This is a genomic window from Chitinophaga niabensis, from assembly GCF_039545795.1.
Classification (GTDB): Bacteria; Bacteroidota; Bacteroidia; order Chitinophagales; family Chitinophagaceae; genus Chitinophaga; species Chitinophaga niabensis_B.
In genome coordinates, this window is the sequence record NZ_CP154260.1 from 4,783,936 (window position 1) to 4,796,833 (window position 12,898).

Genomic DNA, 12,898 nt, shown 5'->3' on the forward strand with positions numbered 1-12,898 from the left:
GCGGAAGGGTGCATAATTTGGCATGTTATTAGCAGCAAGTATGATATGAGAAGAACATACTTAGTGCTGATAGTTGCCGGAATGATGCTGGCAAGCTCATGTTATATACCAAGAACTGCCGGAAACAGTGGAAAAGTACCACCTGGTCAGATGAAAAAAGCAGCAGGAACAAAATCTGCCAAGCCATTTGCTCCAGGCCAGCAGAAAAGGAACTAAAAAGCGAAAACGGATATCGTTTTCGCTTTTTTATGTCACTTTGTAGCTATTTCTATCTTACCCCCGTTTTTGAACAGGTCATGTGGCACGAAATATCCTTTGTTTTCTTTCCCATTCACTTTTATGCCCGTTAAGCTCCTGCCTTTCCCGGGTTTTGTTATCGTTAATAATTTACCGGTACTGGTTTTCCATTTCACTTCATCAAAAAGCGGCACGGTTACAAGATATTCCGGATCGGTAGCGGAGTAAGTGTATAAACCCAGTGCGCCAAACACATACCAGGCAGACATCTCTCCTGCATCGTCCATTCCGCAAAGTGCCAGTCCTTCTTCTCCTATGCCGTACAGGCTATTAAGGATAGTATCGATCATTTTCTGGGACTTTTCCGGTTTGTCTATAAAGTAATAAGCAAAAGGCGCTTCATGATCCGGTTGGTTGCCATGACAGTATTGGCCTATCATGGTTTCCACATTCCTTGCAATGTGTTTAGGGTTCCAGGGAACGGTAAAAAGTGAATCCAGTTTAGATTCAAAACCTTTTGCACCACCGTATAGTTCTATGAGGCCTTTCATATCATGCGGTGCGAAGAAAGATACCTGCCAGGCATTGGCTTCCCTGTACATATATTCATAATAGGGGTACTGCGGGTTAAAGGGTTTGATCCATTCGCCATTTTCCAACCGGCCTCTCATAAACCGGGTGGAGGGATCGAACATATTTTTGTAGTTCTTAGATCTGGCCATCAGTATCCTGTAGTTGGCGGTGTCCCCTAATTTCTTTGCCATTTGGGCCAGGGAGTAATCATCGTAGGAATATTCCAAAGTTTTGGATACGCCGGCTTTTGCCTTTGTTTCCACATTAGGGTTCGGGATATCCGGATCAGAGATGTAACCTTTTTCTATGTACTCCGTGATATGCGGACGCGCACCTCCTGAAACATTGGCATTCTTTAACAGGATATCGTAAGTACCCTTCACATCAAAATTGTCGATACCTCTCAGGTATGCGCCTGCAATGGAAGAAGCACCATGGTCTCCATGAAAGAAAGTAGGAATGAATCCTCTCTTATCTCCCACATCCTTCATGGACTTAATCACATCCAATGTTACCTGTGGAGAGATCAATCCCAACAACACATCTTTATTCCGGTAGGTATCCCATAAAGAGGGTTCCGTGTAGTAATTGAAATCTGCTTTTGCCACCTGGCGTTTAGCATCTGTGAATTCTCCATTTACATCACTGCGTAACGCGGGCCAGAGGAATGATCTGTATAAGCAGGAATAGAACATCTGCTTTTGTTTTTCTGTTCCTCCCTTCACCTGGATGGATGATAATAAGGTTTCCCATTTCTGCGTGGCCTCATTGCGGACCTGTGAGAAGGTTTTATTGCCAATTTCCTGCTGCAGATTTTGTTTGGCATTTTCGATGCTCACAAAAGATAATCCTATTTTCAGCTCAACATTCCCTGCCTGGCCATTTGCTACGTGAACGATGGCAAAACCACTGCGTTGACCTTCATCCTTCTTTTCCAGCTTCTCAATATTTGTATTCAGGATGGCATAGAAATAGATCCGTTCTCCCATTTGCTGAAAACCCTGCAGCACATTATTCCCCACCTGTTCTATGTTCCAGTTGGAGACCCTGTTATTGGCCCGTGCGAGATCGAATAAGATCTGCCTGCCTGTATTGTTCTTATAGGTGTACTGGTGGTATCCGCATCTTAAAGTAGATGTAAGGTTCACCTGCACATTGTAATCATCCAGGTATACCTGGTAAAAACCGGGTGCAGCATTTTCCTTTTTATGTGAGAACCGGGAACCAAATTTTTCGCCGGGGTTTGACAATGGCAGAATGGGAATATTGCAAAGGTTCCAGTGGCCTTTATTGGTATGCGTAAAACCGAGAATAACCGTATCCTCATATTCATATCCGGCGCCTGATCCATATTCCGTCATGGGGCTTAACTGCACCATGGCATTCGGCAGGGAAGATCCGGGAAAAGTAAGACCAGCCCATGATCTCCATCCCCTGGGTAATTCGTACCCGAGTATTTTGGGATCAGTCAGCGGTGCGGTACCAATAAAAGTATTTACATACTTCGTGTAAGACTGGCTATACGCTGAAGTTGCGGCCAGCAGCATCATTACTATAAACGGGAATCTCATATAGCCCAATATATAAATATACCGGAATAATCAAATTGCTAAAATGACAGAAGGTATTTAGCCGGCTATAATTTGAATTTCATTGTGACCCGCCATGATAATATAGGATCTGAAATGGCCATTTTTAGCTTAGTTTTATATTTCAGGCTAAGCTATTTTCATAAAATGATACACAGATCCACGTTCCTACTCATCTTCCTGTTCACGGCACTTTCTTCTTTTGCACAGAAAAAGATCAGGATAGCCTGCATCGGCAATAGCATCACTTATGGCGCAGGTATAGTGAACAGAGAAAACAACAACTATCCGCAGCAGTTACAGGCTATGCTGGGCAATGCATACGAAGTGATGAATTTTGGGGTGAATGGCACTACCCTGCTGAAAAACGGCAACAACCCTTACTGGAAAACCAGTCAATATACCGCAGCACTGGCCAGTAAACCCGATATTGTTTTTATCAAGTTAGGCACGAATGATAGCAAGGCAGTGAACCGGCCTTTTTATCCTGAATTCGAAAAAGACTATACCGCATTGATTGCTTCTTTCAGCAAACTGGCAACAAAACCCCGGATCGTTCTATTACTACCTGTCCCTTCTTTTTCGCCGGACAGCAACCAGATCTATGATCCCATTATAAAAGACAGGATCATCCCCATGATCCGGAAAGTAGCTTATGAAACTCGTACGGAGGTCATCAACCTATACTCCCTGTTTATAGATAAGGCAGATATGTTCCCGGATAAGATACACCCCTCTTCTATTGGCGCCAGCGTAATTGCACGGCGGTTATATGAAGTGGTTAAAATAAATAAAGACAAAACATCTGATATCTTTTCCCAGATAAAGGAAGATAAAAAACGTAGTTCCTTTTATGGTTTTGAATGCGTGGATTTCACTTTAAATAACCATGGTTGTAAAATAGTGAAGCCTAAAGTAGCCGTGAAAGGAAAACCCTGGGTATGGCGGGCAAGGTTCTGGGGCCACGAGCCGCAAACAGATATTGCCCTGCTGGAAAGAGGTTATCATATTGCTTTCTGTGATGTAGCAGAACTCTTTGGAAATAGTGAAGCCATAAGCGTATGGAACAAGTTCTATGATTACCTGCAACAGCGTGGCCTGTCTAAAAGAGCAGCCCTGGAAGGTATGAGCCGCGGCGGGATCTATATTTATAACTGGGCATTGGCCAATCCGGGAAAAGTAGCCTGTATCTATGCTGATGCACCCGTACTGGATCTGAAAAGCTGGCCCGGCGGAAAAGGAAAAGGCCCGGGCAGCAAAAACGACTGGGAGATATTCAAGAAAGATTATAACCTCACAGAAGAACAAGCCAGTCGGTTTAACAATAACCCGCTGGACAATGCAGCGAAGATTGCCCAACTGGGATTCCCTATGCTGCATGTAGTGGGAGATATAGACGAAGCAGTTCCGGTAGATGAAAACACCAATCCCTTTGAAGAAAAAGTAAAAGCTGCGGGAGGAAATATCACCGTTATTCATAAACCTGAAGGAAAACATCATCCGCATAGCCTGCCTAATCCTACGCTCATTGCAGACTTCATCCTACACGCAACCGGCAACAAATTCAACTTCGCAGCCATTGCTGCTCCCGGTGTTGAATATCGCTCCGGTGCAGGCTGGACGGAAGGAAAGGATTGGTGGGCACAGTTCAGGAACATAGACAGCCTGCTGGATGCCAGGAAGAACCTGGATATCCTGTTCTTAGGGAATTCCATCACACAAGGTACCGGCGGAACAAGGACCTATGTAACCAGCAAACCGGCCTTTGCTATCTTTGATTCTGTATTTGCAGGCCGCAGCTGGGAATGTGCAGGCATTTCCGGAGACCGTACCCAGAATATATTATGGCGCCTGCAACATGGCAACTATGCTAAAGCGAAACCCAAAGTAATGGTGATCACTATTGGCGTGAATAATTTTGGGGACGACAGTGCCGAAGAGATCGCAACAGGTATCCTGGCCATTGAAAAATGGACAAAGACCCATATGCCTTCCACCAAAATTATATTAACCGGCCCGCTGCCTACGAGTTTGAAAAAAGATACAGACCGCCGCAGGAAATATGAAAGGATCCACGAGATCCTGTCTGCCAGTAAAACCGCAGCCTCTTACTTCCCTTTATCCAATACATTTATCCAGGAGGATGGAGATATTATCCCCGGCACTTATTCCAATGATGGCATCCACCTGGCAAAAAATGGATACCGCCTGTGGGCATTGGCCTTAAAACCAGTGATAGACAACCTGCTTTAGGTGAAAATCAGGGTACTAAATGACAACTTTATATCACAAGTGCGTATTTTTAACAGCTACTTTTAAGACATAATGTGCCCCGGCACATTTGCCACGTTATTAAAATAGTCTTTACACTACACACATGAAGAAATTGTCATGGGTACTGGTACCCTTTTTCTCCTTCATTGGCTTTGCTATTGAAGCAAAAGCACAGGCACCTCATATTGTCCGGATCACTAAAGATACCCTGGTGACAGCCACCGGAACTACTTATGCCTTTACCGTAGATACCAAGGAAAATGAAGGACTGGTTTCCACCAAAGCAAATGAGCAACAATTGCTGGCAGAGCTGGCTTTTCTGCGTGGACCGGGTGAATATAAGATAGCAGGCAATAAGCTGTTCATTAATGCTAAAGCCTATCACATAAAAGAAGAGCGCAGCGCACTCAGCCCGCAATTGCGTTTAGCGCAGCAACGGATCACCGTCAATACCAAAAGGAATATCTCCCTGTTTTTTACTGCAGGGCAAAGAAGTCCGCAGACAACAGTCCGTTTCCATATTCCTGCCGGCATCCAGGTTACGCCGGATAATGTAACCGTGAATGTGATCGGCCGTGGTGAGGTATTATTAAGAAACCTGCCGAACCAGTCAATAGGCCGTACAGGTACAAAATACTCCTATTCAAAAGTGGGCGTGGCTGATATAAACCGTTCAAACGCTGGTACGATCCTTACTTTGGGGCAGCTGGACCTTCGGCCAGCTAATGGGGAAGATGTTATTGTTGTGATCAGGGATGTACAACTGAATAAAGCAGGAACGTATGCTTTCAAAGCTGATTATTCCACTTCCCAGCCCGAAGTGCTGAACAGTGCAGCCGCAACAGCCAATCTTCAGGCTGTTCAGACTATTACAGACTTTGAAAGAGAACTGGACAAAAGTCTTACCTATAAGGAAACACCTTCCACCTATACAAAAGTCAGTTTTAAATGGAGTGCCCTGAGCAAAGCTTCCGGCATCACGCTGATGCATTCATTGGATAAAGGGAAAACATGGTTACCTTCTCCTGTTAAGATTGAGCATAACAATGTTACCATCGAAGGTTTGCAGCCCAATAAACTACATGCATTCAGGCTGGCTGTAAAAGGCAACGGCTTTTCCAATACCGTATATTTCTATTCCGGCAAAATGGATATCAAAGCGTTCGGTTTAAAAGGTGAAGATGATACAGAAAAGATCAATGAAGCCATTGCATACCTGCACCAAATTGGAGGCGGCACCTTATTATTCAGCAATGGTACTTACAACGTAAGGACTGTTCACCTGAAAAGCAATGTATATCTCTATGTTGAAAAAGGCGCTACCATCCAGGCATTAAAAGGAGCCGATACGCCTGAAACCACCTGGTTCAGCGATAAAAAATATCGTTCCGGCCTCTCGCCTACCGATGCCGGTCCTTATGAAGATCCTGAAAACTATATGACCAAACAGGATGTGGGGCACCACTATTTCAGGAACACCATGTTCTTCGGAGAACGGCTGGATAATATAAAGATCATAGGTAATGGTTACATCACCGGCAACGGCAATCTGAATACCAGCGATAAAGTGATGAACAATGCTCCCGATAGCCGTGCCGATAAAATGTTCACCCTGAAACTGTGTACCAATCTTGAAATAGGCGGTATCCACCGGGAAGAAGATCTCTGGTATGATGAAAAGAAAGACGAGCCCTATTACTTGGGCAACAACAGGGAAACAGACAATATGCTGCACATAGACCGTGCAGGACACTTTGTGTTACTGGCTACCGGCACTGATAACATCCATGTGCATGATACCTATTTCGGTAAACAAAATACTTCTTCCGTAAGGGATATCTACGACTTCATGGCCTGCAATAATGTGACAGTGACCAATATCTATTCAAAAGTAAGTTCAGACGATATCGTAAAACCAGGATCGGATTGTTCCCTGGGCTTTACCCGTCCTGCCAGTCACTACCGTGTTCGCAATGTGATCGGAGACACTAATTGCAACCTGTTCCAGATAGGATCAGAAACTGCTGATGATATCAAAGACATCTGTGTAGACAACATATATATACTCGGTGCCAACAAAGCAGGTTTCTCTATTTCTACCAATGATGGTGCCCATATCAAGGACATCCATCTCAACTGCGGTCATACCGGTACTTTACATTCCCGCTCAAAGATGTACCGTTCCTTTACCCCCTTCTTCATTTCAATATCCAACAGGGCACGTATACTTGGTGCGGAAGTAGGAAAGTATGCTTTCACAGACAATGGCGTACCACACAATGAATTACTGGTGAAAAATGTGAACATCGGACAGGTAGAGAATATCATCATCAACGGCATAGATGTGTATGAAGTATATGCAGGCAGTTCCTTCAGCGGAAAGGTCCGCTGGAAAGCTTACGATGGCTCGCAGCGAAGAGCTACCCCGATAGTAGCCGGTTACAGCTTACCTGATAACGGAATAGATTTCAAACTGCCCAATGGTAATCATACCGGGTATATCAAAAACATTACGTTCAATGATGTACAGGTATTGGTAAAAGGTGGTAACCTTGCATCGGATACCACAGCCACTCCTCCTGAACTGGGTGTAGGGCAATACAATGCCTCTAATCTGAAAGTACAGCCTTCCTATGGACTCTGGGTAAGGCATGCAAATGGATTAACCGTTACCAAAAGCAGCTTTAGTGTAGAGCAGCCCGATGGCCGGTATCCCATATTCCTGGACGATGTGAAAGGTGCAAAGATCAAAGATGTAAAAGTGGTACGGTCCAAAGACACTAAAGTAGTGGTCAAGCTGAAAAACTCATCCGGGGTAACTGTAGAAAATATGGAGTTATAGATGTATATTTATCTATATGCATTTCGATTTTTACGAACGATACAAGGATTATCCCGATACTGAATTACAGAAGATCACGCAGCAGCCTGATGCTTATCAGCCGGATGCGGTGGATGCCGCTTTGAGGATACTGAAGGAAAGAGGTGTAAAAGAGGAAAAGGTAAATTCTATTCACCTGCTGGATTCCTTCGAACTAACGGAAGAAGCGAAACCACCCAAACTGCTCACCCTTTTACTGGTACTGCTGGCATTGGAATTCTTATGGAAATTCTATAACACAGCAAAAGTGTTTTTCTACGATGGATCGATAAGGGATACTTCTGTTTTGCTCGTTTCTTTCATACCCTTTGTTTATAGTGCATTTGTATTCTATCTGCTGCTGAAAGGAAAAACATGGGGTTGGATACTTACCTTCATCAGTGCTTCTATAACTGCCGGCGGCAGGATCATACAACTGGACAGTCTTTTAAAGTATATAGGACTGGACACAGTTCAAGGCGCTACTTTTATGGCTATCACCTTCCTGAACCTCTTCATTTCTATTTCCTTATGGCAAAAAGAAATACTGGCATTCTTCAATGTAACAACAGAGACAAGGCGCTGGACCTCATTGGCGGCTTTTTGCATACTAGCATTACTTTTGCTCTACAGACTTGCTTCTTAACCCGGGTCCTTTTAAACAAAGCAGATGTGATAACAATACAGCTGGTACAATCACAGCAGGTAAAAGGGTATAGGGGAAAGTAAGGATCGCAACATTGGGTTGCTCAAATCCTATCTGCTGGATAGGTGTAGGCCCCGCCAGTATGGCTATACTCACTATGGTAGCCAGGAAGCAAAGGCCAGCTACGTTCCATATCTTAAATAACAGCGGAGGGATATTTTTACTAAAAATCAGCAGCACTGCAGTGATACCAATAACGATATCAAAATTCCAGCCTTTGAATGTCATCTGAATGGGCACCTGTTTTTGCAGGTATAATTGAAAAAGGATGATCTCCACCGGTATCCGTAAAATATGAATGGCCAGCAGGTATTTAGTGTTCAGGGTTTTAATCCTGTAGAAATAAACGGTAAGCAGGGTAACAGACACTATGATCATTAGCATACCAAAAGGAAAATGTCTGAAAAAGCCGGCATACGAAAGTACAGCAACCAGCGCTCCCCAAACACCATATATAGTCAATACTTTCAGATCTCTGCCGGTACCAGAGTACAGCAGGTACAATGAGAGAAAAGCAATAAAGAGAAAAACTACGGGCATAAGATCTAATGATTAAACTGTCTGAGGTGATGGTCCGTATGTTTAAATGCAAACTGACCTACCTGTTGCCGGGTCATTTTACCAAAAAAAGGATGCATGAGCTCCGCCGGTACCAGGTTTTCATATGCTGTCAGGAGCCTGATCAATTGCTTTTTTTCCTGTTCAAAGTCCCCGGTATCTTTTATTTTAAGCGCCGGATGTGTAGGTTGATTTTTCTTCATCTCGCTGTCGTCCTTCAATATGCCCTTCAATGCCATTTTTCCGAAGAGGCGGCCGATGAATAACCTGGGGTAATGTTTTCTTCCCTGGAGCATTTCTTCGTTTAACCGGCAGTGCTTCAGCATCTGGTAAACCGTCATTTTGCCCCATTGGGCTTCGCTGTTTGGCGGGAGGACTTTCAGCCTTTCGATCAGGCTGTTCCTGTCTGCATCATTAAATATCGTATTCATGACATAAAGCTACCATGCCGGGAACATTCCGGTCTTGCCATATGGCAAGAAATCTATTTGCCCGATAATTCCTTGCGGATGCGGCTGAGAGAAGTATCTGTGATACCCAGGTAAGTGGCGAGTTGTTTCAGGGATATATTTTGCAGCAGCAGTGGTTTTTCTGCTTCCAGTTTTTTGTACCGGTCTTTTGCCTGATCGGCAATCATGGAAATAGTGTGGGTTTTCAATGCAAAGTAGCTGCTGACCAGTCTTGCCCTCCCCTGTTCCCTGAAGGTTTGTATACCGTGGAAGAGTTCCTGAAAGTCATCGAAGTTTATTTCCCAGCAATGACAGTCCGTGAGGGCCTGTATATTTTCCCGGGTAGGTATCCTCAGGAAAAAAGAAGGCCAGTCGATGGCAATGTCCCCTGGAGAGAAGAAGTTTGTACTGATATCATTTCCTTCTGTGTCTATCACAAAAGAACGGGCAAAACCCTTTTCCATGAACCAATAGGCATTGGTGGTCTTACCTTCTTTTAAAAGAAAATCATTCTTCTTAAAGTCTATTGCTTTAAACTTAGAAATGATCTTCTCCTGTTCTTCCTTTGAATAACTATTCTCTGTAAAAACACTTGATAAGAAAGCCATAGGCCGGATGTTTTGCCTGCTAATATAGGCATCTTAATCCAGACTCCATTTATGGTGGGGAAGGCCCGCCAGCAATAAACTGGAAAAGCTCACCACGAACACGGAATAACTAAACGGTGCTCTATAATTTGAAAAGAAGAACATGCTGATAGCAAAGATCAGCGTGAGGCCAAAGCTGCCAAGTGCTGCCCATTTTGTTTTGTAACCTATGATCAGCAGAACACCGAATACTACTTCTAAGATGGTTGCGGTCAGTCCTGCAATATCTGCCAGTGAACGGCTTAAGTAGGGTACTAAGGAATGCGTATAGTCCACGAAGTTACTCCAGTTACCCCATGCCACACCATTGCTTCCGGGAGCGCCAATTACTCCCATACGGTCCAGGACAGGTAAGATAAACCCTATACCGAGTGCGAGCCTCAGCAGAAATTGTGCATTTGCTATGTGCTTATTCATGATCTTGATTAAGTTTTGCCTGGTAAAAATAGGAGTCTCTGCATCAGGAAATCTTAATCCAGATCAAGAAATGGCTCAATGTTGCATAACAACCCTGATAAAAGGGTCATAATGGAGCAGGTAAGCTTTGTCGTTCAGGTTGCCGGTGTAAGTTGCCGTAGCTTCGAAATCCCGGATATCGTATGGCACCTCAATCTCAAGGTCGTCATGCATCAGATCCCCGGCACGGCCAACCCCGGTAGTTTCAATAGAAGGCGCAATGCGGTAGCGCAGTTTTGAATGAGGAAGTGTAAAGACCAGCGGGGCATAACCTACTCCCAGGAAGGTTCCTGTTTTTCGGCCTACAGAAATGATCTGGTCGTCCTTCCTGGCATTCGGGATGATCATAGCACTGCCGGCACTGGAATAATGATCTTCAAATAAAACGAAGATCTTGCCGGTAAAATGCAGGGAGGAATCCGAGGGTTCCAGTCTTTCTGTTTTATCTACCAGGGAGTGTAATCCATATTTGGCTAAGAGGGAACGCGTTTCCTTTTCTTTCCCAAAACCTTTATTCGCACTAAGTTTTAAAGGATAAGAAACCTTTGATGGGAGTACTGCTGCATAGAGGGATTGCCAGGTAGTATCATCTCCCCCCGGATTACCCCTGAAATCGATGATGATCCGTTTGATATCCTGTGTACGGTTCTTATACCTGGCAAGTTCTCTTTGCAGGAAAGGGATAGAATCTGCGTTCATTTCCGTCAGGCGGATATAGAGGATGTTTTCAGGTTCCCAAAACTCCACACGCGTCATATTCTTTCTTTTGTACCCCACTGGTACATAACGTGTAAATTCGCGGGTGGACATGGTAATATTCTTCACAAGACCTGAAGGAAGGCGGAAACTGTAAGAGAGGCTATCACGGAAAATTGTTTCAAAATTCTTGAAGAACCCGGCACCAAAGAATTTTCCCTGCTTCATATCATATGAATAATACCTGCCGGAAAGATGCTGCCGTACATATATATCCACAGGTTGCCCCTCAATTTGCGTTATCTCCGACCCGATCGCAATGGTATCTTTTTCATACACGAATGCCTCACGGATGATATATTTTCCGTTCATATAAGTATTGGGAATAGCCATCCTGAAAGAATTACGGATACGCTGGTAAGCATTGTTCAATGGTTGTGCCCAGTCGGAAAGCGGATACCAGGTGCTGGTATGCATATCCTGTGAAAGTGTAAGCGCCTGTTGCAACAGGATATAATAGGAAAGGTCAGATGAAATAGTATCGATCCTCTTTCTTAAATTCTTCATCTCCTGTATAGCGTCATATTTCCAGACATCTTTTTTGACAGCAATGTGTGGAGATATGCGGGTGATGTTGTGGATTAAGGTATCCAGGTCTTCCCGCATCTGGTCTTTTGTTATGGATTGGGAAAAAGCGCTGGTTGCGGTACATAGTATCAGGCAAAGGGTCTTAAGCTTCATTGCGTTCATTTTTTAAATGCCATGCTTCAGTTATGGCTTACAATATATCTAAAAAACAGAAAAAAAGCGCAGATACTATTCTGCGCTTTTATTTATGTATCTGAATATCCTATCGTCCACAATCTGCCGACCAGCTCCGGCCGGATCTTGCAAATCCTATCACCAGTCTATCCTTATTGATGGTAATAAGGCCGGTTCCATCGGAACCTACGCTGACCATAGTATTATCATCTTTTCTCTCAAACTGAACACCGGTAAGGTCCGGAATGCCGTCTGAAAATCTGAAATCATAACGGGTACCTATTTTGGTGACAAAGACACTACCATTATCCTGGCTAATATTTTTCTCAGCATCTGTATATCCTATCTTACCTCTAAATGTACCAGCGAAAACGTCTACATCAGCAGGGTCTGTATCCTTACTGCAGGACCCCATCAGGAAAGCTGACAACAATAGTACTCCGACAATCTTAAGCGTTAGTTTCATACACTTGGTTTTTCAATAATTAAGAAATAGTTCTAACCAAGTGTTTGCAATTAGCATACCAAACAGGCGAAACAGCCGTAGTAATGCATTATGGGGAAAATAATCAACAACAATTTAATCACACGAACAGCAGGTTTTTCATCTTAAATAAAGGGTTGCCGGAATCCGGCAACCCTTTATGCCATTTCAACTAGCGTAATGTTACCCAAACATTGCTTCCAATACCATACGCACTCAGCGTAAGACTGTCATCAAGTGCCTGGCCGTTGTAATACAGGGATTTAGTACTCACATCCACACCTGCCATTACCCCTGCCTGGGCTTTCACATCACCTACCACAGAGGTGGGGAATACTAATAACCAAAGTGTAAATGTGGTGCCATCTGCTCTTTTCCCCTTTACATAAAGGTTATTGGGATGTGGTTGCGGTTCTTCAGTTGTAGTAACCGATGCAGAGATCTGTGCGGTAGTGGTGATAGTTCCTGAAATAGCCATCAGGATGGCCAGCATGGTCAATAGTTTTTTCATAAAATAGTTCTTAAGGGTTTATTGAATAATCAAAGTAAACAGAACTTACTGCATCCTTGTATCAGCCCAAAGCAGTATATGTTCTCTTCTGAGAAA

The 12,898-nt window shown here is 43.8% G+C and carries 11 protein-coding genes; 3 read left to right on the plus strand and 8 right to left on the minus strand.

All coding sequences use genetic code 11. From position 1 onward, the window contains the following. Positions 1-251 precede the first annotated feature (251 nt). On the minus strand, positions 252-2,381 hold the full coding sequence (locus AAHN97_RS18960) for a GH92 family glycosyl hydrolase (RefSeq protein WP_343303641.1): 2,130 nt from the start codon (positions 2,379-2,381) through the stop codon (positions 252-254). 165 nt (positions 2,382-2,546) lie between these two features. Here AAHN97_RS18960 and AAHN97_RS18965 point away from each other — a divergent pair, with 165 nt between their 5' ends. The 3 genes from AAHN97_RS18965 (at position 2,547) to AAHN97_RS18975 (ending at position 8,179) form a co-directional block, all read left to right on the plus strand. Further along, positions 2,547-4,652: a GDSL-type esterase/lipase family protein gene (locus tag AAHN97_RS18965; protein ID WP_343303642.1), complete on the plus strand. Its 2,106-nt coding sequence runs from the start codon at positions 2,547-2,549 to the stop codon at positions 4,650-4,652. Positions 4,653-4,776: 124 nt separating this feature from the next. Then, the gene (locus AAHN97_RS18970) at positions 4,777-7,515 is read left to right on the plus strand and encodes an endopygalactorunase (RefSeq protein ID WP_343303643.1); all 2,739 of its coding nucleotides are present in this window, start codon (positions 4,777-4,779) and stop codon (positions 7,513-7,515) included. Positions 7,516-7,531: 16 nt separating this feature from the next. Then, the gene (locus tag AAHN97_RS18975; RefSeq protein ID WP_343303644.1) at positions 7,532-8,179 is read left to right on the plus strand and encodes a hypothetical protein; all 648 of its coding nucleotides are present in this window, start codon (positions 7,532-7,534) and stop codon (positions 8,177-8,179) included. Here the strand turns inward: AAHN97_RS18975 and AAHN97_RS18980 are convergent. The 7 genes from AAHN97_RS18980 to AAHN97_RS19010 all read right to left on the minus strand — a co-directional run bounded on the left by AAHN97_RS18980 (position 8,150) and on the right by AAHN97_RS19010 (position 12,802). Then, positions 8,150-8,779 carry a hypothetical protein gene (locus AAHN97_RS18980; RefSeq protein ID WP_343303645.1) on the minus strand — a complete coding sequence of 210 codons (630 nt, stop codon included), beginning with the start codon at positions 8,777-8,779 and terminating at the stop codon, positions 8,150-8,152. The genes AAHN97_RS18975 and AAHN97_RS18980 overlap by 30 nt on opposite strands. Positions 8,780-8,784: 5 nt before the next feature. Continuing rightward, positions 8,785-9,228, minus strand: coding sequence for a DinB family protein (locus tag AAHN97_RS18985; RefSeq protein ID WP_343303646.1), 444 nt, complete (start codon positions 9,226-9,228; stop codon positions 8,785-8,787). A 53-nt stretch (positions 9,229-9,281) separates the two neighbouring features. After that, entirely contained in the window at positions 9,282-9,854 is a 573-nt protein-coding gene (locus AAHN97_RS18990) for a Crp/Fnr family transcriptional regulator (protein ID WP_343303647.1), read from the minus strand. 33 nt (positions 9,855-9,887) lie between these two features. Further along, positions 9,888-10,310 (minus strand): DoxX family membrane protein, encoded by a 423-nt coding sequence (locus AAHN97_RS18995; protein WP_343303648.1) that lies wholly within the window; start codon positions 10,308-10,310, stop codon positions 9,888-9,890. A 75-nt stretch (positions 10,311-10,385) separates the two neighbouring features. Continuing rightward, complete coding sequence (locus AAHN97_RS19000; protein ID WP_343303649.1) at positions 10,386-11,786, minus strand: S41 family peptidase; 1,401 nt, start codon at positions 11,784-11,786, stop codon at positions 10,386-10,388. Between the two features lie 109 nt (positions 11,787-11,895). Then, positions 11,896-12,273 (minus strand): hypothetical protein, encoded by a 378-nt coding sequence (locus AAHN97_RS19005; RefSeq protein WP_343303651.1) that lies wholly within the window; start codon positions 12,271-12,273, stop codon positions 11,896-11,898. Positions 12,274-12,463: 190 nt separating this feature from the next. After that, entirely contained in the window at positions 12,464-12,802 is a 339-nt protein-coding gene (locus AAHN97_RS19010) for a ubiquitin-like domain-containing protein (RefSeq protein ID WP_343303652.1), read from the minus strand. Positions 12,803-12,898 lie beyond the last annotated feature (96 nt).